Origin of the sequence: Staphylococcus pseudoxylosus, from assembly GCF_044794325.1 — a bacterium.
GTDB lineage: Bacteria > Bacillota > Bacilli > Staphylococcales > Staphylococcaceae > Staphylococcus > Staphylococcus pseudoxylosus.
This window is the reverse complement of sequence record NZ_CP085024.1, coordinates 1,666,229-1,689,516: the sequence shown is the minus strand read 5'-3', so window position 1 is coordinate 1,689,516 and position 23,288 is coordinate 1,666,229. Positions and strand designations below refer to the sequence as shown.

The 23,288-nt window shown below is 32.1% G+C and carries 23 protein-coding genes; 16 read left to right on the top strand and 7 right to left on the bottom strand.

Annotated features, from left to right (window positions below; all coding sequences use genetic code 11):
- The first annotated feature begins 891 nt into the window (after nucleotides 1-891).
- Nucleotides 892-1,089, top strand: a complete 198-nt coding sequence (locus tag LG295_RS08100) for a hypothetical protein (protein ID WP_107530901.1) — start codon at nucleotides 892-894, stop codon at nucleotides 1,087-1,089.
- Nucleotides 1,090-1,535: 446 nt separating this feature from the next.
- A complete protein-coding gene (locus LG295_RS08095; RefSeq protein ID WP_318832916.1) occupies nucleotides 1,536-2,405 on the top strand; it encodes an AraC family transcriptional regulator in 870 nt (289 codons plus the stop codon).
- A 400-nt stretch (nucleotides 2,406-2,805) separates the two neighbouring features.
- On the opposite strand, the gene LG295_RS08090 is transcribed toward LG295_RS08095, so the two are convergent.
- On the bottom strand, nucleotides 2,806-2,997 hold the full coding sequence (locus LG295_RS08090; RefSeq protein WP_107531964.1) for a hypothetical protein: 192 nt from the start codon (nucleotides 2,995-2,997) through the stop codon (nucleotides 2,806-2,808).
- A gap of 278 nt (nucleotides 2,998-3,275) precedes the next feature.
- On the opposite strand from LG295_RS08090, the gene LG295_RS08085 reads away from it, so the two are divergent.
- Nucleotides 3,276-3,812, top strand: a complete 537-nt coding sequence (locus tag LG295_RS08085; RefSeq protein WP_325999036.1) for a thermonuclease NucI — start codon at nucleotides 3,276-3,278, stop codon at nucleotides 3,810-3,812.
- 367 nt (nucleotides 3,813-4,179) lie between these two features.
- Here LG295_RS08085 and LG295_RS08080 read toward each other — a convergent pair whose 3' ends face one another.
- Nucleotides 4,180-5,043: an NERD domain-containing protein gene (locus LG295_RS08080; protein ID WP_318832914.1), complete on the bottom strand. Its 864-nt coding sequence runs from the start codon at nucleotides 5,041-5,043 to the stop codon at nucleotides 4,180-4,182.
- A gap of 270 nt (nucleotides 5,044-5,313) precedes the next feature.
- Here LG295_RS08080 and LG295_RS08075 point away from each other — a divergent pair, with 270 nt between their 5' ends.
- Both LG295_RS08075 and LG295_RS08070 read left to right on the top strand, forming a co-directional pair.
- Nucleotides 5,314-5,784, top strand: coding sequence for a hypothetical protein (locus LG295_RS08075; protein WP_199193402.1), 471 nt, complete (start codon nucleotides 5,314-5,316; stop codon nucleotides 5,782-5,784).
- 112 nt (nucleotides 5,785-5,896) lie between these two features.
- Entirely contained in the window at nucleotides 5,897-6,490 is a 594-nt protein-coding gene (locus LG295_RS08070) for a hypothetical protein (RefSeq protein ID WP_107531368.1), read from the top strand.
- An 82-nt stretch (nucleotides 6,491-6,572) separates the two neighbouring features.
- Here LG295_RS08070 and LG295_RS08065 read toward each other — a convergent pair whose 3' ends face one another.
- Nucleotides 6,573-7,940: an aspartate kinase gene (locus LG295_RS08065; protein ID WP_318832913.1), complete on the bottom strand. Its 1,368-nt coding sequence runs from the start codon at nucleotides 7,938-7,940 to the stop codon at nucleotides 6,573-6,575.
- 188 nt (nucleotides 7,941-8,128) lie between these two features.
- Between LG295_RS08065 and LG295_RS08060 the strand changes: the two genes are divergently transcribed.
- The 4 genes from LG295_RS08060 to LG295_RS08045 are packed head-to-tail and all read left to right on the top strand — an operon-like array spanning nucleotide 8,129 to nucleotide 12,249.
- Nucleotides 8,129-9,409 (top strand): homoserine dehydrogenase, encoded by a 1,281-nt coding sequence (locus tag LG295_RS08060; protein ID WP_318832912.1) that lies wholly within the window; start codon nucleotides 8,129-8,131, stop codon nucleotides 9,407-9,409.
- Between the two features lie 5 nt (nucleotides 9,410-9,414).
- On the top strand, nucleotides 9,415-10,476 hold the full coding sequence (thrC, locus tag LG295_RS08055; protein ID WP_107531365.1) for a threonine synthase: 1,062 nt from the start codon (nucleotides 9,415-9,417) through the stop codon (nucleotides 10,474-10,476).
- Nucleotide 10,477: 1 nt separating this feature from the next.
- Nucleotides 10,478-11,398 carry a homoserine kinase gene (thrB, locus tag LG295_RS08050; RefSeq protein WP_107531364.1) on the top strand — a complete coding sequence of 307 codons (921 nt, stop codon included), beginning with the start codon at nucleotides 10,478-10,480 and terminating at the stop codon, nucleotides 11,396-11,398.
- A 44-nt stretch (nucleotides 11,399-11,442) separates the two neighbouring features.
- Nucleotides 11,443-12,249 (top strand): Cof-type HAD-IIB family hydrolase, encoded by an 807-nt coding sequence (locus tag LG295_RS08045; protein WP_107531363.1) that lies wholly within the window; start codon nucleotides 11,443-11,445, stop codon nucleotides 12,247-12,249.
- Nucleotides 12,250-12,512: 263 nt separating this feature from the next.
- Here the strand turns inward: LG295_RS08045 and LG295_RS08040 are convergent, their stop codons facing one another.
- On the bottom strand, nucleotides 12,513-12,827 hold the full coding sequence (locus LG295_RS08040) for a hypothetical protein (RefSeq protein ID WP_017724366.1): 315 nt from the start codon (nucleotides 12,825-12,827) through the stop codon (nucleotides 12,513-12,515).
- Between the two features lie 290 nt (nucleotides 12,828-13,117).
- On the bottom strand, nucleotides 13,118-14,563 hold the full coding sequence (locus tag LG295_RS08035) for an amino acid permease (RefSeq protein WP_107531362.1): 1,446 nt from the start codon (nucleotides 14,561-14,563) through the stop codon (nucleotides 13,118-13,120).
- Nucleotides 14,564-14,789: 226 nt separating this feature from the next.
- Between LG295_RS08035 and LG295_RS08030 the strand changes: the two genes are divergently transcribed.
- Nucleotides 14,790-16,277, top strand: coding sequence for a catalase (locus tag LG295_RS08030; RefSeq protein ID WP_107555683.1), 1,488 nt, complete (start codon nucleotides 14,790-14,792; stop codon nucleotides 16,275-16,277).
- 399 nt (nucleotides 16,278-16,676) lie between these two features.
- Here LG295_RS08030 and rpmG read toward each other — a convergent pair whose 3' ends face one another.
- Entirely contained in the window at nucleotides 16,677-16,826 is a 150-nt protein-coding gene (rpmG, locus tag LG295_RS08025; protein WP_017724369.1) for a 50S ribosomal protein L33, read from the bottom strand.
- A 150-nt stretch (nucleotides 16,827-16,976) separates the two neighbouring features.
- Here rpmG and rpsN point away from each other — a divergent pair, with 150 nt between their 5' ends.
- From rpsN to LG295_RS08010, 3 genes are all read left to right on the top strand, one after another.
- Nucleotides 16,977-17,246 carry a 30S ribosomal protein S14 gene (gene rpsN, locus LG295_RS08020; protein WP_107531360.1) on the top strand — a complete coding sequence of 90 codons (270 nt, stop codon included), beginning with the start codon at nucleotides 16,977-16,979 and terminating at the stop codon, nucleotides 17,244-17,246.
- 190 nt (nucleotides 17,247-17,436) lie between these two features.
- Complete coding sequence (gene guaC / locus LG295_RS08015) at nucleotides 17,437-18,414, top strand: GMP reductase (protein WP_107531359.1); 978 nt, start codon at nucleotides 17,437-17,439, stop codon at nucleotides 18,412-18,414.
- A 35-nt stretch (nucleotides 18,415-18,449) separates the two neighbouring features.
- A complete protein-coding gene (locus LG295_RS08010) occupies nucleotides 18,450-19,448 on the top strand; it encodes a CAP-associated domain-containing protein (protein ID WP_107531358.1) in 999 nt (332 codons plus the stop codon).
- A gap of 196 nt (nucleotides 19,449-19,644) precedes the next feature.
- Here LG295_RS08010 and lexA read toward each other — a convergent pair whose 3' ends face one another.
- Nucleotides 19,645-20,268 (bottom strand): transcriptional repressor LexA, encoded by a 624-nt coding sequence (gene lexA, locus LG295_RS08005; RefSeq protein ID WP_122065235.1) that lies wholly within the window; start codon nucleotides 20,266-20,268, stop codon nucleotides 19,645-19,647.
- A 142-nt stretch (nucleotides 20,269-20,410) separates the two neighbouring features.
- Between lexA and sosA the strand changes: the two genes are divergently transcribed.
- The 3 genes from sosA (at nucleotide 20,411) to tkt (ending at nucleotide 23,085) form a co-directional block, all read left to right on the top strand.
- Nucleotides 20,411-20,644 carry a DNA damage-induced cell division inhibitor SosA gene (gene sosA / locus LG295_RS08000; protein ID WP_107531356.1) on the top strand — a complete coding sequence of 78 codons (234 nt, stop codon included), beginning with the start codon at nucleotides 20,411-20,413 and terminating at the stop codon, nucleotides 20,642-20,644.
- 127 nt (nucleotides 20,645-20,771) lie between these two features.
- Nucleotides 20,772-21,020: a DUF896 domain-containing protein gene (locus tag LG295_RS07995; protein ID WP_107531355.1), complete on the top strand. Its 249-nt coding sequence runs from the start codon at nucleotides 20,772-20,774 to the stop codon at nucleotides 21,018-21,020.
- Nucleotides 21,021-21,096: 76 nt separating this feature from the next.
- On the top strand, nucleotides 21,097-23,085 hold the full coding sequence (gene tkt, locus LG295_RS07990; RefSeq protein ID WP_107531354.1) for a transketolase: 1,989 nt from the start codon (nucleotides 21,097-21,099) through the stop codon (nucleotides 23,083-23,085).
- Nucleotides 23,086-23,288 lie beyond the last annotated feature (203 nt).

Genomic DNA, 23,288 nt, shown 5'->3' with positions numbered 1-23,288 from the left:
ACGTAATTAACTTAATAATGCTAAACTATATATAGAACTCCCTAGTTCGAAAGTAGATTATCTAAAGCCATTTTAATCTAAGACACTCCCTAAAATAACCACTTTAGTCATATTAAAGTGTACACATTTAGGGAGTGTTTTTTTGTTTGACTAATGTAGACTGTTGTGAATACGGTATAACGGTGCCACGTAGGAAAAATTATCAGAAAAAACAAAGCAACAAATAAATGGAATAATTGGATTTAAAGTAAAAGTAGATAAATTAGAAGCTGCATATAAATTGAGTCAAAATCGTAGTCAAAAGAAAAAGGAGAATATTATGAAACAACTTAAGCAAACTGAAGCGCCTTTAAATTCACAGTTAGCTGATGCAATAAAGGATCAACAGTGATTATAAAACTATTGGATGGATGAAAGCGTATGTAGTTTTATAAATAAAAGAATTAACGGTAGCTAACAATTTCAAAAGGTTTAAATAATAATCAATTTTTTGAAAAATGAAATTGATTGAGATGAATAACAAAAAAGATTGGAATAACACAGTTTAAATTACTGGGGTATTCCAATCAAATAGCTTTAGTTTACATATAAGCTATTAACCAAATATTGCGTGCGAAAATGGAATCAAATATAATATAAATAAAGTAAGACATACTGCAAAATAGATAATAAACGCACGCACTTCTTTTGTTTTAAAGAAAATAATCACCTCAATCATACTTAGTGAACTTTAATTTTAAAATAAGCTACAAGGCGCGTCAATATAGAGTTGAATTAAGAGTGAATAATTTTATTGAATAGTGTACATTTATGTTTTATTGTTTGAATGTCATTTGCCTAAATAGTATGATATAGGCAATATAAATTTAAATTTCTAAAGGGGATGGCAATATGCAAGAAGTTAAATTATCTACATTAAAGGCAACATCGTTAAAAGAATTAGAGTCAAGCATTAATGCTTATTTACAAGATGATGATGTTGCTGGTTATAAATTATTGAACTCTACAGTGCGAGAAATTGAAGAACGTACTTTTTCAGCGAATGAACAAGAATTTCATGCAATTCTAACTTTTATAAAAGAGCGTTAATATTTAGGGGACTGGGACATAAATCCCAGCAAAATAGCACTCAGGTGATTTAATTCAATTCATCTGAGTGCTTCTTTTTGTATTCAATACTTCGTATTGCTGACTCTCTTTCATAGGGGTTAGCTTCAGCCAGTCCTGTTCCCTTAAAAGTCTCGCTAAAATACGTTGTATCCATAAATCATATTATATTAAAATGCTTTTAAAAAATAAGGGACTTAAGTATCATTTAATAAACACTTTTTATTTTATCAAGATTAGCAACTAGGTATTTATGACCATAAATAATATAAAAATCTAAGTGTGTCGTAAGTAGTATAATTTAGGTATTACTTCTTTAATATTAGATATAATTTTGAATTTAAAGCAATCAAATGCAATCGATATATTTTATATTTGAATAGTCGAGTTGAATTTATAAAAATTGATTACTATATAGGTGAAAGGTGATGGAAATGATTATAAACCAATTAAATCAATCTATAGATTATATAGATAATAACTTAACAAATGAGTTGAAATTGTCTGATATAGCAAATTATATCGGTATGCCTGAACAGCATTACAGAAATTTATTTATATTCTTATCTGAGATGAGTTTGTCAGAATATATCAAAAAGAGAAAATTATATTTTGCCAATAAAGATTTACTAAATAAGTATTCAGTTACAACAGTAGCTACAAAATATGGCTATTCCGTTGATGGATTTACAAGAGCGTTTAAAGCTTGGAGTGGTTACTTGCCATCGCAAGTTTATGAACATCAAATTTTAATATCATTTCCTAAACTTTCATTTTCTATTAATACCAAAGGAGGAATAAACATGAAAACAAGAATCGTAGAGCAACCTGAATTTAATATTGTCGGTGTTCAAAAACGAGTACCTATGCAATTTAAAGGAGTTAATCAGGAAATTGTAGAATTGGCAAAAAGCATTACAAATTCACAAAAAGAAGAAATGCATCAATTACAAAATATAGAACCTAAAGAAATCGTAAACGTGTCATATGATGCTGATGAATCATTTACAAAAGAGCAAGGCGAATTGACACATATGATTGGTGTTTTAACTACTGAAAGTAACTTTAGTGAGCAATTAGAAATCTTAAACTTTAAAGCAAGTAAGTGGGTTGTTTTTGAAAATGAAGGCGAGTATCCAAGCGTTTTACAGGATACTTACGCTAAAATTTACTCTGAATGGTTACCTGATTCAGAATATGAATTATCTGATTTGCCAATGTTTTCATTTACTAATTTTAAAGATAATGAACAAGACGTTGCTTACAGTGAGATTTGGGTAGCCATAAATAATTATTAGTCTAATTATTTAAATTTCCTAATTTGTAGTATCGATAAGTAATCTAATAGACAACTAAATCATAAAGAAAGCATAGCTAATCTCATAATATATGAGGTTAGCTATTTTTAGTAACAATATCTTTATTATGTAAACTTAGTTGAGGTTAATTTAACTCATGACATTTGTCACTATAAAATTGTGACATCACACACTAATATTATTTTTAAGTTCATGTGAAAGAGTATTAGATTATGATTTCAAGATATAAACGTGATTATGTAAAGATTAAAAAAATAAAATCAATAGGAGAAAACGCTTTCTAAACTTCTATTTACATAAATTTGGAAAGGTTGGATATAAAATTATTTAATGTTAGAGCAGACAAAAACTGCCGGCATTGAATATGCGGCAGTTAAATTTATTTATTCTTATTTTTAGTGACAATTGCTTGGATTACAAATACGATAAAACCAACTAAGAGGCCTAATAAAATAGCTACAACTGCTGATACCATTGGGGGTAATTGGAATTGAAACTGTAATACCATACCAATAATGATCGCAATAATAACTGCGATAATCGTTATCATGTTCTCTTTAAATATACTCAACTTGTTCACTCCTATTCATCAAGTATTATAGCATGAGTTATTTAAATAGATAAATAAAACAAAATAGATTTGATTGAACTTCTAATTTTTATATAATCTAATGATTATATTGAAAATGGGAATTTTTAGTATAAATAGTCCCTTTACAAGAAGATTTTAATGGCTCGATTAATAGCTCAATAATTTTTTTATTGTTTAGAAAGTATATTTGTTATGTTGACGCACGGCACTTTTTTCTATATGCTAATTTGGACAATTAAAAAGAAGTGGGTGCAACAGTGAAATCAAAAAAGAAAACGACATCTTTGATTGCAATAGTAATTGTATTGGGTGTATTAGCATTTCAATTTATTAATCATACGGGACCATTTCAAGAAAATGGTAGTAGTGATACATCTTCAGGTCCTGACAATTCAGAAAAGGTTCATGTTGATCGTGTTGTAGATGGAGATACTTTAGTTGCTAAAAATAGTGATAATGAACAATTAAAGGTAAGGTTAATAGGTATGGATACACCAGAGACTGTTAAACCTAATACGCCTGTACAACCTTATGGTAAAGAAGCCTCGGATTATTCTAATAAACATTTAACGAATAAAGATGTGTATTTAGAATATGATAAAGAAAAAGAAGATCGTTATGGAAGAACATTAGCATATGTGTGGCTAGATGATAAAACGATGTTCAATGAGGAATTGGTGAAAAAAGGATTAGCTAGAGAAAAATATTTTTCTCCAAATGGAAAGTATAGAGAAGTATTTAAACAAGCTGAAACACAAGCTAAAAATGACCAAGTAAACCTTTGGAGTAAGTAAACTTATTCTTAGTAGGTGGCACGCCTTGGTATTGCTTAGTAGAAAGATAAAGTATACAACAGACCTGACTGTCGGCAAAGTCTCAGACTTTGTTGGCAGTTTTTTTGTGCACGCTTTCCGTGAGTACTGCCTTAGCTCGTTGTTTTCGGCTAGTATTCTTTCCATAGGAGTATCCTCAAATCACTACCAATATTATACTAAAGAGATTATAATATATAATTTAACTAGTAGCGGTGTTTATGATATTGAAAAAAGCAATTGAAAAAGAGCTGATTTTGGTTTAAACGTTCAGTACTATTTTGAAATACACCTATACAAATATAAATAAACAAACCTTAGGTTATCAGCTAAGGTTTGTTTTGTTAAATTAGCTAAAACGTGCAACTAATTTATCATATTGTTCTTTAGTTAAAACATCATTTTTTGAATTTAAAGTCTCTTTGATCATTTCTTGTAAAGAAGATTTTGAAGAAACAGTTTCCACGTAATTATTTCTAATTGCTGGACCATCAATTAAATTAACACTACCATCTGTGAAGTAGACGAGACCAACATTTGGAATTTGTTGATTTAAACGTTCGTGAATTTTTGCTGCTAATGCTTGAGTATTTTTAGAAGCTTGTTCATAAGGATCATAATTGTAGAAGTCATAAATGACAGAATTATTTTTAATTCGTTCTATAAATGTATAAGTTGTAGAACGTGATGATTGAAATTGGCCATGAAATTGGTTGGCAATATATCTTCCTACAATTTGATGTACTGAATTCACTTTATCAATTTCAGATTGTTCTGCTGAATCAGACGTAAAGTGGTAAAAAGTTTTTTGTTTCCAATTTTTGACATTAATATTGAAGATTCCTTTTTCAGTAAAAACAATATAGTCAAAAGCTCTTGCGTATTCAAATAGAGGATGCTTAACAGCTAAATTACCAGTAGCAATAATATCGAAATACGCTATTACACCTTGTTCTTTTTGTTCATTTAAAATGACTGTTAAATCTTGTTTAGCTTTTCTGAGACCATGGTGATGCGTGTCATTATTTGAACCTATATCTAACATTTTGTTTTTCAAATTTGTATTTTCACGAGTAACTGTACTTATTTTAGTTACTAATTGATCCTTAGCATAAGTTTCAGTTTCAAGTTTATTTTGCATAACACGATGATCTATAAATACTATAATAATAAGTAGTATTATTATTACTAGTAATATAAGTGGTAAAAACATGAATATCATCCTAATCTTATTAAATTTTTTAACATAGCTCATTTTACGCTTTTATTTAATTTTGTACAAATGCTATTAATTAATTCATTATAGTTACTATAATTATATTCATAGTAATATATTATAACTAACCTGTACATAATATATATTTGTAAATTAATTCCTTTCGTATCTTTTGAGCACTTAAGTGGTATTTTTTTAAATAGATAACGGTTTAACTTATGGAGATTAATAGCTATAATAAATTATATGCAATATAAAATTAGGAAGATGGTGAAAAGCGATTTGAGTACGATAAAAGAATATCTCGAGCATATTACTCGAACAATTAAACATGAGGATATTATAGCTTTTGATAATCATCCTTTTGCATATAAAATTTTAGACGAACTTTCTAATTATGATATTAAAATATCTGTGATTAGTTACTCTACAGATATTATTAAATACGTATCTAGGTATACAACTTTCAATATTATTGTACCTAATGGCGTGGTTGATAGTGCTTTTCATATCATTGTGGGTTCTGATGTAGTACAAACTTTTTCAAAATACCGTATTCGATATTACTTTATCACTGTACCATATATATTTGATAATAATTTATACCAGACAATACCTGCTATTGCCGACATTCAAAGAACACTTAATACAAATGCTAATGATATTTTTTTGTTAAACAGGCCAGATATTTTAGATAATCATTCTAAACATGATTATACATTGGTAGGCAGTTTTTAAAATAATTTGTGTTTTATTTCACGATTTTGTATTTAATACATTGAAATATCTTAGGACAAACTATATAATAATTATTATTGGAAACGCTTACTTTTTGTCGGGAGGTGCACATTTGGAAAATGAAAAAAATAAATCGATAAAGAAAATTGTTGGAATTTTAAACACGAATGTACCAAATTTAATTAAATATAATGGTGAAGTGGCAAAACAACTGTTTTTACATGATGCATTTAATCTTGATAATAAAGTTGATATTAGTGTAGAGAGAAAGTTTCTAGGAGAAGTTTTAAAATATATTCCCAATGAATATCGAACGTTATTGCATGATAATTCACAAAGTACTTCTGATTATACAGCAGTCGACTTTTCAAAAATAACACATGCTAATATATATGATGGTGATACATTGATTATGACAGTGATTGTATACGATGTGAAAGATGAAGAGTGGATGTTTAGATGGAACCATAATATAAGGTTGCCAGAGAAAAATATTTACTTCCATTCTATTAAATGGGATGTTGATTATATTAAACCAGAAATCGTATTAATGTATGAACTATTAGATCCAATAGATTATCATCAACTTCCAAATTATAGGAATGTAATAGATTCATTAAGTTATTATCAATTTGTAATCTTGAGATTAGTTGTTGGAGATGACCGTATTAACCAAGCACTTATTTCAGAGAAAAAAGCAATATAAAATCCTTCAAATCATTCGTCAGTCCTAATAGGGAGACAAAATGAATTTGAAGGATTTTTTGCTTGTTAAATAATGTGTGATGCTATATTTTTAAGTATTTTCCGTTGTAACAATATTCATAAGTTGATTTCACAGCTTTATCGGCATCTGCTACATCAATACCGAACATAATTGAAATCTCAGAAGCGCCTTGGTTCATCATTTTTAAATTAATTTTAGATTCAGCTAACGCATGTGTAATTGTGTTAGCTGTACCAATGATTCTGTGCATACCTTCACCAACAATCATTAGGATGGCTAAATCATGTTCTACGCTTAACTCATCAACGTCACATTTATCGCGAATATCATTAAGTACTAGTTCTTCTCTGTTATGAATTTCTTTTGAACGCATAATGATACTAATGCTATCAATACCCGAAGGCATATGGTCGAAAGAAATATTATAATCTTCTAACACACCTAGGATTTTACGAGTGAATCCTACTTGTCTATTCATTAAATATTTTTTGATATTTAATACAGTAAAGCCTTTGTCACAACTAATACCACTCACGATATTGCTAGAATTAATTTCTCTATCATGACGAATAAATGTCCCTGTATCATTTGGTCTATTTGTATTTTTTATAACGACAGGAATTCTATCTTTATGTAGCGGCTGTAAAGCTTCATCATGAAAGACGCCGAAACCAGCATAAGACAATTCCCTCATTTCTCTATAGGTAATTTCATCAATAACTTCAGGATTTTTGACAATGGTTGGATTTGCTCTAAAAATGCCTGAAACATCAGTGAAGTTTTCGTATAAGTCTGCTCTGACACCTCTTGCAACAATAGCACCAGTGATGTCTGACCCACCGCGAGGAAATGTTACGATATAGTTTTGTCTTGAAACACCAAAAAAACCTGGGACGATTAATTTTTCGTCATATGCTCTTAAGTTATATAACGCTTCATATGATTGATCTAAAATTTGTGCGTTTTGGGGCAAATCAGTTACTTGAATACCCGCTTCGCCAGGAGATATATAGCGCGTTGGTATGCCTTGGCTATTGTTATATTCTGCAATTAATTGTGCATTGAAATTTTCACCACATGAAAGTAAAGCATCTAATAAACGTGAAGGTTTATCTTTTAATGTAGCAATAAAATTTTCTAACGTTTGATCAATAGTAGTTAATAAGTTATCACTCATATCTAATTCATAAATGATATCAGCGTAACGCTGAATAATTTCTTCTTTTTTAGAAATGTAATCTAAATCATCAATGACTTTCTCGTACAGACGAATAAGTAAATCTGTTGTTTTAACATCTTCTTTATGTCGCTTACCTGGTGCGGAAACAATGATGATTTTCCGGTCTTCATCGGAATTAACGATATTTAATACTTTTTTAATTTGATCTGCAGTAGATACAGAACTTCCTCCAAACTTGGCAACTTTCATGGGACATACAACCTTTCTAAAAAATCAGAAAATTTTGTTTAGTTTTTATCACGAGAGTGATAGGATAGATATAGAATCTAAATTTTCACCTTTACAAAAATAATGAATGAATTTATACTATACCATATTCAAGTATTTTTCAACTGTACAACTGTATTTTTTAGAAGAACAATCGGAGGAATGAAATTATGAAGGAATTAAATGTAGCCTTACTAGGTTTAGGAACTGTAGGTTCTGGTGTAGTAAAAATTATTGAAGAAAACAGAGAACAAATAAAAGAAACAATGAATAAAAACATTAATATTCGGCACATATTGGTTCGAGATAAATCAAGACAACGTCCAATCAATGTGTCGAATTATAATTTAACTGAAGACATTGATGAAATATTAAAAGATGATTCAATTGATATTGTAGTAGAAGTTATGGGTGGTATTGAGCCAACAGTGGATTGGTTGAAGCGCGCATTAAGTCAAAAGAAACATGTAGTGACTGCAAATAAAGATTTATTAGCAGTGCATCTAAATGTATTAGAAGATTTGGCACAAGAAAATGATGTAGCTTTAAAATATGAAGCTAGTGTTGCAGGCGGTATCCCAATTGTAAATGCAATTAACAATGGATTAAATGCTAATAACATTAGTAAATTTATGGGTATATTAAATGGAACATCTAATTTTATTTTAAGTAAAATGACAAAAGAACAAACGTCATTCGAGGATGCTTTGGATGAAGCGAAAAGATTAGGCTTTGCAGAAGCAGATCCAACTGATGATGTTGAAGGTATCGACGCTGCTAGAAAAGTTGTTATTACTTCATATTTATCATTTAACCAAGTTATTAATTTAGACGATGTGGTAAGACATGGAATTAGTGATGTTGAGCCTTCAGACATTAAAGTTGCCGATGAACTAGGTTATAAGATTAAATTGATAGGTAAAGGTACATATGAGCATGGCCAAGTACAAGCTTCTGTCTCACCTACACTTATAAACAAAGCTCATCAATTAGCCGCTGTTGAAGATGAGTTTAATGCAATTTATGTCATCGGTGATGCAGTGGGCGAAACAATGTTTTACGGAAAAGGCGCTGGTAGTCTCGCTACTGGAAGTGCAGTTGTAAGTGATCTATTAAATGTAACATTAAATTTTGATACGAACTTACACACTTTACCGCCACATTTTGAATTAAAAACTGAAAAAACAAAAGCGATTATGGACGATGGAGATACGGTATCAATTAAAGAAAAAGAAAGTTACTACGTTGTAGTGCAAACAGACGGTGAAGATGTCAATAAAGTTGAAACTTTACTTAAGGGTGCATTACCTTTCCATAAATCATTAGCAGTAACTGAACGTGACGCTCATACAGTAGGTGTTGCAGTAATCGGAATCGATGAAAATCCAGAAGCGTCAATTACAGAGTCAGGTTATATCGTTAAGAAAATTTATCCAGTAGAAGGGGTTTAATTAATATGAAGAATTGGAAAGGTTTAGTAGAAGAATTTAAAAATTATTTACCAGTAACTGAAAAAACACCATCTTTATCATTAAACGAAGGGCATACACCATTAATTTACTGTGAAAACATGTCTAAAATGTTAGGAATTGAATTACACGTAAAATATGAAGGTGCCAATCCAACAGGTTCATTCAAAGATAGAGGAATGGTCATGGCAATGGCTAAAGCGAAAGAAGAAGGCAAGAAAATTGTAATTTGTGCTTCTACTGGAAATACATCAGCTTCGGCAGCTGCATATGCTGCACGTGCTGGATTAAAAGCCATTGTAGTTATTCCAGAAGGTAAAATCGCATTGGGTAAATTGTCACAAGCTGTGATGTATGGAGCAGAAATTGTTTCAATTGAAGGTAATTTTGATGAAGCTTTAGAAATTGTTCAGGAAATTGCTAAAAATGGAGAAATTGCTCTAGTTAATTCAGTAAACCCTTATCGTATCGAAGGACAAAAAACAGGTGCTTTCGAGGTCATCCAACAATTAGATGGTGTTGCGCCTGATATTTTATCCATCCCAGTCGGTAATGCTGGAAATATTTCTGCATATTGGAAAGGTTTTAAAGATTACCATGAAGCAAATGATACGCAATTACCACAAATGTTTGGTTTTCAAGCTGAAGGTGCTTCACCAATCGTTCAAAATAAAGTAGTGAAAAATCCGGATACAGTTGCAACAGCAATCAGAATTGGAAATCCTGCAAGTTGGGATAAAGCAACTGCCGCACTTGATGAGTCTAATGGCCAAATAGATAGTGTTACTGACGAAGAAATATTAGAGGCCTATCAATTGATGGCGCGTAACGAAGGCGTATTCAGTGAACCAGCTAGTAATGCATCAATTGCTGGACTGATTAAGTTACATCGAGCAGGCAAATTACCTCAAGGTAAAAAAGTAGTTTCTGTATTAACCGGTAATGGTTTGAAAGATCCAGATACTGCAATTTCCTTGTTGGATAATCCGATTAAACCATTGCCAAATGATAGAGAAAGTATTTTAGAATATATCAAAGGGGCACTTTAGCATGAGCGAAAGGTTACATTTGAAAATCCCGGCATCTACTGCAAATTTAGGTGTCGGATTTGATTCGATTGGTATGGCTTTAAATAAATTTTTATATTTAGATGTGAAAATAAGTGATGATGATCATTGGTCGTTTAACCATATTGGTCCTAATGTAGAAGGTTTACCAACAGATAGTAGTCATTACATTTACCAAATTGCACAAAAAGTTGCGCATAAGTATAACGTCGTTTTACCTCCATTAGCAGTAGAAATGAGAAGTGAAATCCCGTTGGCTAGAGGATTAGGTTCTTCGGCATCTGCTTTAGTAGGTGCCTTATACATAGCAAATTATTTTGGTGACATTGAGTTGTCGAAATATGAATTATTGCAACTCGCTACCGAATTTGAAGGACATCCAGATAATGTTGCACCGACGATTTATGGTGGTTTAGTCTTAGGTTATTACAATCCAGAAACCAAGGTAACTGATGTTTCTTATATTGATACACCTAAAGTAGATATCATTATCACAGTACCATCTTATGAATTAAGAACGATCGATTCAAGAAATGCTTTACCTGATACTTTTTCACATAAAAAGGCTGTTCAAAATAGTGCAATTAGTAACACAATGATTAGTGCACTTATTCAACATAATTACGTATTAGCTGGAAAAATGATGGAGCAAGATGGTTTTCATGAACCATACAGACAAGATTTAATTCCTGAATTCCAGACAATTAAAGGGCTAGCAAAACAATATTTAGCATACGCTACAGTGATTAGTGGTGCAGGTCCAACTGTACTAACTATGATAGGTCCTGAACGTAGTGGTGAATTGGTTAGAGAATTAAAAAGAACATTTGAAAATTGTCGTTCAGAGTTGGTGACGATTAATGAGACGGGTGTTGAACTCAAAGTGTTGTACCAACGTCAATAATTTGTTGTAATATATAGTGAAGACGTTGAAGGGAGACAAGCAACATGAGCGAATATAAAATGATAGTAATGGATATGGATGATACATTGATGAACCATGAGAATCAGATGAGTCCTGAAACAGAAAGTTATTTAATTGACATACAAAATAAAGGATACAAAGTTGTATTGGCATCAGGACGTCCTACAGAAGGTATGTTACCAACTGCTAAAACTTTACAATTAGATAAATTTCAAAGTTATGTGATTAGCTATAATGGTGGGAAAACCGTGAATGTTAATACAGAAGTGGTGGAAGTAAGCCGTACTGTTTCTAAAGAAAATTTTGATTTTATAGTCGACTATTGTCGGAAAAATGGATTATTCGTATTAACTTATCAAGATGGATTTATTGTTTACGAAGGTGAACATGAATATATGAATATTGAATCTGAATTAACTGGATTGCCTATGAAACGCGTAGATGATTTAAAGGGCTTTATTCAAGAGGATGTGCCTAAAGTCATGGGTGTCGATTATGTACCTACGATTGCAGGTCTCAATAAAGATTTGGCCGGCCATTTTAATGAAGAAATTGATGTTACGACAAGTAAACCTTATTTCTTAGAATTTATGGCTAACGGCGTATCAAAAGGAAATGCCGTTACTGAATTATGTGAAAAAGTACAACTTGATCTATCAGAAGTGATTGCTTTTGGCGACAGTGCCAATGATATCTCTATGTTAAAAGTTGTTGGACACGCTGTAGCAATGGGAAATGCTAATGATGATGTGAAAAAAGTTGCTGATGAGATAACTTTAAGTAACAGTGATAACGGTATTCCACATGCTTTAAAAACTTTATTAAATTAAAAATAGAGCTCGAGACATTCAGTTATGTGTCTCGGGCTCTATTTTTAATGATAATGATTGTTTGTTAACATTCAAAAGTAGTTTATAGCAAGTTTTAGAATGAATGAACTACTTTTGTACATAAGAACTGACATTGATTTAATGAATATGAAATCTCAGTTTGGCATCCTACTTGATTATGCTTAAATTAGAGTAATTTGTGACTTTATAAAAATTGCAATAGTAAGATTCCTAATGCACTAAGTTTTCAACGTATGTGTATATCACTTTGCAGTGTGTGTCCATTCATTTTTGCCACGATGTCGCTTGACGTGTGCATATACATGGTCTGCCGCATAGTCTAAGTTAGTATAAACAGTTATTGCAAATGCAGACTGGTTTTCCTCAAAGTCTTCTTGCAAGAATAAGTCTTTCAAATGTTCAAAAAGACTTTCCATTTGTGAATGGTCTAAACTACTATACTCTCTTAATGTACGTTTGATTAAGCGTTGATGCTTATCTTCAAGTGATTGCACAACTATAACGAAGCGTTCTTCAGTTTCTAAAATATCGTCAAATAAATTCGTTTGTCCAATCATATTCTCCACCTCTAAGTTACGTCATTGTTATTAATGATTATACTATACTTCTATATAAGTGAAAATAACTGAGGCTTATGTATTTGGAAAGAATTAATAAAAATGTATACGTATTATACTGACAAATCTATGTATTTTAAATAAAATACCATATAACAAAAAACAGGAATACGAAAGCAATGCTTAAATTGCTTTCGTATTCCTGTTTACGTAACTTTGCTATTTCCTTTTTTAATTGCTAGTGTGATCATGATACTAAAGCGTGTTTATGCTTCTTTAATATGATATAACTAGTTTAAGTCGTGACGTTTTAAGTCAATTTCTTCAAGTTTTACAATTTTAGTTTTTCTAATAAATTTATGTACTAAATATATTAGAACTAAAATGACCATAGGTATTATGTTTCTAAATAGTGCGCCAATATCTCCTGATAATGCTGCACCGAAAGAATTTCCTCCAAATAAGAACAGTAAAGCGATGATGACAATAATCGGTCCTAAAGGATAAAACGGTGCTTTATACGGTAGCACATCTTTAGGGTCTTTGTTTTGCTTTTTAATTGCTAAGCGAAGTCTGATTTGAGCTAGAATACTAGCTGCCCAAATAACAATAACTAAAGAGCCGATGATATTAAGTAATGTAAATACAATATCTGATTTGAATTGAGCTAATATAATTACTGCTAATACAATAATGAAAGTTGTGAATAGTGCAACCAAAGGAAGTTTGGTCGTTTTGTTTAATTTCGCTAAGAATCTTGGCGCCTGTTTATCTTCAGCCATTGAGTACAGCATTCTACTAGTGGTATAAATACCAGAGTTAGCTGCTGATAATAACGAGGTTAAGATAACTGCATTAATCACTGATGCTGCAAAAGCAATTCCCACACGATCAAAGACAATTGTAAATGGACTTTGAGATACAGATTCGCTTTCGTTTAGTAACAAAGGATCAGTATAAGGTATGATTGCAGAAATAACTGCGATAGATAAAACATAGAATAATAATATTCTCCAAAATACTTGTTTTATTGCTTTTGGCATTGAACGATCAGGATTAGATGATTCACCTGCAGTGACTGCAACTACCTCTGTACCACCAACTGAAAATCCTGCAACGAGTAGTACGCCTAAGAAACCTGAAAAACCACCAACGAATGGTGCTTCTCCCGCAGTGTAATTTGAAAGGCCATATGTTTTACCACCTAAAATACCAACGATTGTAAGAACACCGATGGCGATAAAGACGATAATTGTAATTACTTTAATTAATGATAACCAAAATTCAGTTTCACCAAATGCTTTAACTGAAAATATATTTAATAAGAAAAGTAAACATAAAAAGATAATACTCCACGTTACTGGACTGAAAAATTGAAACGTATCCCAATAATTAAGTACACTTGCAGAAATAATGATATCTACACTCGTAACGAGTAACCATATTGCCCAATAGAGCCATCCCATCGTGAATCCCAATGACTTATCTACAAACCGAGTAGAGTAAGAACTGAAAGATCCTGAAACAGGGTAAAATGTAGCTAGTTCCCCAATAGAGGACATTAAGAAATACAACATCACCCCAATAATTAAATAAGCTAATATAGCACCACCAGGACCAGCTTGAGAAATTACATTACCTGTAGCAACAAAAAGTCCGGTTCCAATGGCACCCCCAATTGCTATCATTGAAATATGTCGAGAATTTAGACCACGATTCATATTATTTTGTGCCATAATAAGTCTCCTAATAGTTAATTAAAATATATATACACTCCATTTTAATGCTTTTGATAGACACAAGCAATGCTTTTTATCGGCTAAAAGTCACAAAATGTTTAAATATTGCGAAAATAGTCTAATTATTTAATGTTAGATATGTTGCTTTTAAAACTACTTTACATTAAAATAAGTACTAGGTAATAATAATTATTATTTAGATAAAGAATGAGGGGGAAATGTGATGAGCAACAATAAAAAATTAACTAGCCTATTTGGTGCACCAGTTTCTGATAGAGAAAATAGTATGACTGCAGGACCAAGAGGCCCATTAGTAATGCAAGATTGGTATTTTTTAGAACAAATGGCTCACTTTGACAGAGAGGTGATTCCAGAACGACGTATGCATGCAAAAGGATCAGGCGCATTTGGTACTTTTACAGTTACTAATGATATTACGCAATATACTTCAGCTAGCATTTTCTCTGAAGTTGGTAAACAGACTGAAATGTTTGCGCGTTTTTCAACAGTAGCAGGTGAACGTGGTGCAGCAGATGCAGAGCGTGATATTCGTGGATTTGCTTTGAAATTCTATACAGATGAGGGGAATTGGGATTTAGTTGGTAACAATACACCAGTATTCTTCTTCAGAGATCCGAAATTATTTGCCAGTTTAAATCATGCAGTTAAACGTGACCCAAGAACAAACATGCGTAGTGCTCAAAATAATTGGGATTTTTGGACATCATTACCAGAAGCATTACATCAGGTTACAATCTTGATGTCTGACCGTGGTATTCCAAAAGGGTATAGAAATATGCATGGTTTTGGTTCTCATACTTACTCAATGTACAATGACAAAGGTGAACGTGTTTGGGTGAAGTTCCATCATAGAACACAACAAGGTATTGAAAACTTACAACCTGACGAAGCAGCGAAAATTATTGCCGACGATAGAGAATCATCACAACGTGATTTATTCGAAGCAATTGAAAATAAAGATTATCCGAAATGGAAGATGTACATCCAAGTGATGACGGAAGAACAAGCGAGAAATCATAAAGATAATCCATTTGATTTAACTAAAGTATGGTATAAAGGTGATTATCCATTAATAGAAGTAGGAGAATGGGAACTTAACCGTAATCCAGATAACTATTTCCAAGATGTAGAACAAGCTGCTTTTGCACCTACAAATATTGTACCTGGTTTAGATTTTTCACCAGATAAAATGTTACAAGGCCGCTTATTCTCATATGGTGATGCTCAACGTTATAGATTAGGTGTAAATCATTGGCAAATACCCGTAAATCAACCAAAAGGTGTTGGCGTTGAAAATATCTGTCCATTTAGTAGAGATGGTCAAATGAGAATTTTGGATAATAATCAAGGTGGAGGCACTCATTATTATCCAAATAGCGATGGTTCATTTGAGGATCAACCTGAATTCAAAAAACCTGGCTTAAAAGTTGAAGGTGAAGCTTATGAATATGACTTCAGACAAGATGACGACAACTACTTTGAACAACCAGGCCGCTTATTTAGATTGCAATCTAAAGAACAACAAGAGCGCATTTTTGAAAATACTGCAAACGAGATGCAAGGAACTACATTAGAAGTACAACATCGTCACATCCGTCACTGTTATAAAGCTGATAGCGAATACGGTAAAGGTGTAGCGAAAGCTTTAGGTATTGATATTAATGATGTTGACTTAGAAATTAAAGATTAATAATGTAGAAAAACAATGAGGTACGAATACTTTTAAAATAAGTGTTCCCAATCCTTTTGAAAATGATGATTAGTTTAGAAGTATTTACTTACATGTGGAAAAGAGGCTCGTGATGGGCTCTTCAGAACATAGACAAAACAAACCTTAGGTGAACCATGAACTGACCTAAATAGTGGGAATGAAATAAAAACACTTTCGTTGAATTCATTTAAAATGAATCATACGGAGGTGTTTTTTCTATGAAAATAAATAATGCCAACCACAATTATAAAAATGTAGCTGGCAATGACAAGTCATCCTAATTTAATAAAGATAACTCTAGTGTTATAAGCTAAATATCATTACAACATACCGTTGTATTTAAATTGTCGTATTTAAAAGATAATTTTAGCAGAGAAATTATTTTGTTTCACGATGTAACGTATATTTATTTAATCTAGGGCAGAATTTTTTTAATTCAATACGCTCAGGATTATTACGTTTGTTTTTTGTAGAAATATAGTTACGATCGCCACATTCTGTACATGCTAATGTAATATTTACGCGCAAAGTTAACACCTCTTTCTTAACAGGAATGATTACGTTTTAAAATTTTAGCATATAAAGAAAATAATTTCAAATACTTTTAAGTTGAAATATAAAGTGAGTATGTTATTATTTAAAACGTAATGATTACGATTTATAAGGAGAGTTAGAACAATGGCAAAAAAATCAAAAATAGCTAAAGAACAAAAAAGAGAACAATTAGTTGAATCATATTATGAGTTACGTAAAGAATTGAAAGCTAAAGGTGATTATGAGGCTTTAAGAAAATTACCGAGAGATTCATCACCTACAAGATTAACACGTCGTTGCAAAGTTACAGGAAGACCAAGAGGTGTATATCGTAAGTTTGGAATGTCACGTATTGCATTACGTGAACATGCACATAAAGGGCAAATCCCAGGCGTTAAAAAAGCAAGTTGGTAATTTACGACCTAAGTCCATTTACATTTAGTTTAAAACAATGTATATTATCTATTGGTAAAGATAAATAATAAGTTATTGTTCGGGAATTTTGGTAAATATAACTATTATTCTCTATATAATTATTGAATACATCATGAAAATCTTACCATTAAATATATGTTTTATTAAAAATGTTAGGGGTTTGTTAACAATGAAAATTTTTGATTATGAAGATATCCAACTAATACCGAATAAATGTATTGTAAATAGTCGTTCTGAATGTGACACGACAGTTCAATTTGGCCCAAAAAGTTTTAAATTACCAGTCGTTCCAGCAAATATGCAAACTGTAATGAATGAAGAATTAGCTGAATGGTTTGCTGAAAATGATTATTTCTATATAATGCACAGATTTGATGAAGCGGCACGTATCCCATTTACTAAGAGAATGCATGAAAAAGGTTTGATTGCATCAATTTCTGTAGGTGTTAAAGAACGTGAATTTGATTTTGTAGAGCAATTAGCTAATGAAAAAGTAATTCCAGATTATATTACAATTGATATTGCACATGGTCATTCAGATTCTGTAATCAATATGATTAAACATATTAAACAACATATTCCTGAAGTATTTGTAATTGCAGGTAATGTTGGTACTCCAGAAGGTGTACGCGAATTAGAAAACGCTGGCGCAGACGCTACCAAAGTTGGTATTGGACCAGGAAGAGTTTGTATAACTAAGATTAAAACAGGATTTGGTACAGGCGGTTGGCAATTATCAGCATTAAATCACTGTAGTAAAGCGGCAAGAAAACCAATTATTGCTGATGGTGGTATTAGAACGCACGGTGATATTGCTAAATCTATACGTTTTGGTGCATCTATGGTAATGGTCGGGTCATTATTTGCTGCACATGAAGAGTCACCTGGTGAAACAGTGGAATTAGATGGTAAATTATATAAAGAATATTTCGGTAGCGCCTCTGAATTCCAAAAAGGTGAACATAAAAATGTAGAAGGTAAGAAAATGTTTGTTGAACACAAAGGTTCATTATCTAATACATTGATTGAAATGCAACAAGACTTGCAAAGTTCAATTTCATATGCGGGTGGCACTGACCTTAAATCACTAAGAAAAGTAGATTATGTAATTGTAAGAAACTCAATTTTTAACGGTGATAGAGACTAATATATTAGTAGGTGTAAAAAATTAGAAAATTATTCTTGTATGTACTTATTTTATTAGTAGTTATTCTTGTCATACCAATCAAAGAAACAGAACCAATGATTACAGTACAACAGCAATTAAAGGATAAAGTTGCCGATTGGTCTTCATCAAAAACAACTAATGAAGATGCGTTGAAAGTACCTAGTAAACAAGAATTTGCAGTTAACAATATTCAAATGAATATGACTAGAAGCGCTGTAGAAGAAAAGCTAGGTAGTTCCCAACGTGTCACATCAAATGAATATGGTACAAATTGGCACACGTATTATTCGGATGGTTATAGAGGATTTGTGATGGTTAGTTATATAGATGATAAAGTAAATGCGCTATATAGTAACCAAAACGTTATATCATCTAAATCAAAAATTAAATATGGTACACCTAAAGATAAGGTAAGGGACCGTTTAGGTAAACCTATTACTGATAAGCAAAAAGGTCATGTGAAATTTGATGTTCAAGATGATGAATTTGATAATTTTCATAAAGACAAAATATATACAACGACTTTTTATGATAAACATGAGAGCAATAACTTAACAGCACTATTACAAGTTAGTGAAAAAATGGAAAACCGACTACAACAACAATATGGCGCGCCATCTGAGGGGTTAGCTCAAAGCTTTGAATTGCAAAACTTTGATTTAGTTAATTCAGAACGAGTGCAGCATGAGTTAGAGCCACTTAAATATTCTACTAGTATTTCTGATACAGCTAGAAAACACAGTAAAGATATGGCTGAACATAATTATTTTGATCATAATAATTTATCAGGCGATACGCCATTTGATCGTATGGAAGCTGACGGACACGATTTTAATGCAGCAGGTGAAAACTTGGCGTATGGTCAAACAAGTAGTATTTATGCTCACCAGGGCCTAATGAATTCATTAGGACATAGAAAGAATATTCTTAAGAAAGAATTTAATACACTTGGTGTAGGTGTTGACTTTAATAAGGATCGTCAGCCTTATTGGACAGAAAATTATACTGGATAATGTTTAGGGCTGTTGTGAGAGGGTATCTTTTATCATGTGAGGATGAAAAGTTATGACAACAAACAAAAAAGACGAAACAGAAGATATACTTGAAAAAGTAAAAGACGTTTTAGAGAAAAAAGATGAAAAAAGAGAGGGTGCGCGATGAGCGCATCCTCTTTTTTTGAGAGTGTTAGCATTAGAGTCGAAATATCAATTACATTTCTCTAAATAATCCAACCACTTTTCCTAATACGGTTACATTATCAAGATAAATTGGTCCCATTGTGCTATTTTCCGGTTGCAAACGATAGCGCGTTTTTTCTTTATAAAAACGTTTAACAGTCGCTTCATTCTCTTCTGTCATCGCAACGATAATATCGCCGTTCTCTGCAATAGTTTGACTTCTTACGATAACTTTATCTCCATCAAGAATACCAGCTTCAATCATACTATCACCAACAACGTTTAAGATGAATATATCACTATTGTGGGTTGAAGTGAAATGTTCTGGTAATGGAAAGTATTCTTCAACATTTTCAACCGCAGAAATAGGTACACCTGCAGTTACTTTCCCTATAACAGGAACGTGGATTGTTTCTTCCATATTAATAGATTCACCTAATTGTTCTGACACAATTTCAATGGCACGAGGCTTAGTTGGGTCTCTTCTAATGTAACCTTTTTCCTCTAATCTAGATAGATGGCCATGAACTGTTGAACTAGAGGCTAATCCAACAGCTTCTCCAATTTCTCTAACGCTTGGTGGATACCCTTTGGATTGGACGGTTTGCTTGATATATTCAAAAATTTCATTTTGTCGTTTAGTTAACTCTCTCATAATAGGCACTCCCTAATTTAATTTAACTTAATTATAGCATGCTTATCGCGTTTTTACAAACGTTTGTTCGTTTGGTTGTTGACACAGAACAGATGTTCTGATAAAGTAACTATACAAACAAACGTTCTAGGAGTGGTTATGAATGATGAAGAACTATAAATCGCAAATAAAGTCTTATATTATAGTTTTGGTAGTGACAATGGTGCTTTGCGCCTTATTTATATTAAGTGCTCACAATAGTGCAAATTCAGAACAGACGTACGAAATGACTGACCATCAAATGACAAGCCAATCAGTAAATGGCGAACAGAGTAATGATGAAACTAAACTACAAAGCGAACAAACTTCACAGCAAGTGATGGCAGCTGTTCACTAATAGTTTTTAGTGGCGTAAACTTTAGTGAATAGAAATGTTAATATAATGGTGTTTTTGTGAGCGAAACAATTTAGTTTCGTTCATTTTTTTGTTATATTTTTTATATAAATAATATCGGAGGTTTATTATGGCTGATAAAGACGGTGTAGATTTACAACGCATCAATGAATTAGCAAAAAAGAAAAAAGAAAAAGGATTGACTGAAAAAGAAGCTAAAGAACAATCTAAATTGAGAAAAGCTTACTTAGATTCATTTAGAGAAAAATTTAAGCAGCAAATTGAAAGTACAAGAGTCATAGATCCTGAAGGAAACGATGTAACGCCTGATAAAGTGAAAAATATATTAGATTCTAAAAATAAAGAAGATAAAAACTAAATCAATTTTTTGTTAAATAGATACCAAATAAGGTATAATAAGATAGAAACTTGCTAGAAGAAAGGAAGTCATTTAGATGAATAAAGAAAAAGATCAATTAGCGGTAGATACGATTAGAGCACTAAGTATCGATGCAGTTGAACAAGCAAATTCAGGACACCCTGGATTACCAATGGGCGCTGCTCCTATGGCATACACATTATGGACACGTCACTTGAATTTTAATCCCCAATCAAAAGATTTCTTTGACAGAGATCGTTTTGTATTATCAGCTGGACATGGTTCTGCGTTATTATATAGCTTATTACATGTTTCAGGAAGTTTAGAATTAGAAGAATTAAAAGAATTTAGACAATGGGGTTCTAAAACACCAGGACATCCTGAGTTCAAACACACTGATGGTGTAGAAGTTACAACTGGTCCACTTGGACAAGGTTTTGCTATGTCTGTTGGTATGGCTATGGCTGAAAAGCATTTAGCAGGTAAATTTAATAAAGAAGATGCTAAAGTAGTTGACCATTACACATATGTACTTGCTTCAGATGGTGACTTAATGGAAGGTATTTCTCACGAAGCAGCTTCATTAGCAGGGCATAACCAATTAGACAAATTGATTGTTTTATATGATTCAAATGATATCTCACTAGATGGAGATTTAAATAAAGCCTTTTCTGAAGATGTTAAGGGTCGTTTTGAAGCCTATGGTTGGAAACACATTTTAGTTGAAGAAGGTAATGATTTAGACGCAATTGATAAAGCGATTGAAGAAGCTAAATCTCAAGATGTACCAACAATTATTGAAATTAAAACAATTATTGGTTATGGTGCGCCTAATAAACAAGCTTCACATGGTGTTCACGGTGCACCTCTTGGTGAAGATGAAAGAAAATTAGCGCTTGAAAACTATGGTTTAGACCCTGAAAAACGTTTCAATGTTCCAGAAGAAGTTTATGAAATTTTCCAACAAAGTATGTTGAAACGTGCTAACGAAAAAGAAGAAGCATGGAATAAACTTGTTGAAGAATATAGTAATAAATATCCTGAATTAGCTGAAGAATTTAAATTGGCTATCAGTGGTAAATTACCAGAAAACTATAGAGATGAGTTACCACACTTTGAAGCTGGGCATAGTGGTGCTTCACGTGCTGACTCTGGTGAAGTAATTCAAACTTTAAGTAAAACTGTACCTTCATTCTTTGGTGGTTCAGCTGACTTAGCTGGTTCAAATAAATCAAATGTCAAAGATGCGACAGATTTTGATAAAGATACACCAGAAGGTAAAAATATTTGGTTTGGTGTTCGTGAATTTGCAATGGGTGCTGCAGTGAATGGTATGGCTGCACATGGCGGTTTACACCCTTATGGCGCAACTTTCTTCGTGTTCAGTGACTACCTAAAACCAGCATTACGTCTTTCATCAATCATGGGATTAAACTCAACGTTTATCTTTACACATGATTCAATTGCAGTTGGGGAAGATGGTCCTACACATGAACCAATTGAACAATTAGCTGGATTACGTGCCATTCCAAACATGAATGTTATTCGTCCAGCGGATGGTAACGAAACTCGTGTAGCTTGGGAAGTAGCATTAGAATCTGAAAATACACCGACATCACTTGTATTAACGCGTCAAAATCTTACTACTATGGATTTACCGAAAGAAACTGTAGAAGAAGGCGTACGTAAAGGTGCATATGTCGTATTCGAATCAGACAAAGAGCCAGAATTCTTATTATTAGCTACTGGTTCTGAAGTTAACTTAGCAATTGAAGCGGCTAAAGATTTAGAAGCACAAGGTAAAGGCGTACGTGTTGTTTCTATGCCAAACTGGAATGCGTTCGATCAACAAACTGCTGAATATAAAGAAGCAGTAATTCCATCATCAATTACTAAACGTGTAGCAATTGAAATGGCTTCACCACTTGGTTGGCATAAATATGTAGGTACTGAAGGTAAAGTGATTGGTATCGACGGTTTCGGTGCAAGTGCGCCTGGAGACTTAGTTGTTGAAAAATATGGCTTCACAAAAGAAAATGTATTGAATCAAATTCAAACATTTTAATTTATGTAACTAAGCTTAATTTGTTGGTATGAGAGCCTAGGTTCTCATACCAATTTTTATTTTTAGAAATAAAAATATACTTATATTTACAAAGTTAATTTTTAATTGGTATAATACATAAGTCGAAACACTATATTAATTGAGTTGCTCTTGAAAAGGGGCACTAATTTTAGTAAAATTCATTAGGATAGGAAAGTGGGTGA

What these genes read in the sequence shown, in the direction of transcription:
- LG295_RS08060 (WP_318832912.1), top strand. Translation starts at nt 8,129, where the DNA reads ATGAAGGAATTAAATGTAGCCTTACTAGGTTTAGGAACTGTAGGTTCT.
- LG295_RS08045 (WP_107531363.1), top strand. Translation starts at nt 11,443, where the DNA reads ATGAGCGAATATAAAATGATAGTAATGGATATGGATGATACATTGATG.
- LG295_RS08075 (WP_199193402.1), top strand. Translation starts at nt 5,314, where the DNA reads ATGGTGAAAAGCGATTTGAGTACGATAAAAGAATATCTCGAGCATATT.
- LG295_RS08040 (WP_017724366.1), bottom strand. Translation starts at nt 12,827, where the DNA reads ATGATTGGACAAACGAATTTATTTGACGATATTTTAGAAACTGAAGAA.
- lexA (WP_122065235.1), bottom strand. Translation starts at nt 20,268, where the DNA reads ATGAGAGAGTTAACTAAACGACAAAATGAAATTTTTGAATATATCAAG.
- thrC (WP_107531365.1), top strand. Translation starts at nt 9,415, where the DNA reads ATGAAGAATTGGAAAGGTTTAGTAGAAGAATTTAAAAATTATTTACCA.
- LG295_RS08030 (WP_107555683.1), top strand. Translation starts at nt 14,790, where the DNA reads ATGAGCAACAATAAAAAATTAACTAGCCTATTTGGTGCACCAGTTTCT.
- guaC (WP_107531359.1), top strand. Translation starts at nt 17,437, where the DNA reads ATGAAAATTTTTGATTATGAAGATATCCAACTAATACCGAATAAATGT.
- LG295_RS08080 (WP_318832914.1), bottom strand. Translation starts at nt 5,043, where the DNA reads ATGTTTTTACCACTTATATTACTAGTAATAATAATACTACTTATTATT.
- thrB (WP_107531364.1), top strand. Translation starts at nt 10,478, where the DNA reads ATGAGCGAAAGGTTACATTTGAAAATCCCGGCATCTACTGCAAATTTA.
- LG295_RS07995 (WP_107531355.1), top strand. Translation starts at nt 20,772, where the DNA reads ATGGCTGATAAAGACGGTGTAGATTTACAACGCATCAATGAATTAGCA.
- rpsN (WP_107531360.1), top strand. Translation starts at nt 16,977, where the DNA reads ATGGCAAAAAAATCAAAAATAGCTAAAGAACAAAAAAGAGAACAATTA.
- LG295_RS08100 (WP_107530901.1), top strand. Translation starts at nt 892, where the DNA reads ATGCAAGAAGTTAAATTATCTACATTAAAGGCAACATCGTTAAAAGAA.
- LG295_RS08065 (WP_318832913.1), bottom strand. Translation starts at nt 7,940, where the DNA reads ATGAAAGTTGCCAAGTTTGGAGGAAGTTCTGTATCTACTGCAGATCAA.
- LG295_RS08095 (WP_318832916.1), top strand. Translation starts at nt 1,536, where the DNA reads ATGGAAATGATTATAAACCAATTAAATCAATCTATAGATTATATAGAT.
- sosA (WP_107531356.1), top strand. Translation starts at nt 20,411, where the DNA reads ATGATGAAGAACTATAAATCGCAAATAAAGTCTTATATTATAGTTTTG.
- tkt (WP_107531354.1), top strand. Translation starts at nt 21,097, where the DNA reads ATGAATAAAGAAAAAGATCAATTAGCGGTAGATACGATTAGAGCACTA.
- LG295_RS08035 (WP_107531362.1), bottom strand. Translation starts at nt 14,563, where the DNA reads ATGGCACAAAATAATATGAATCGTGGTCTAAATTCTCGACATATTTCA.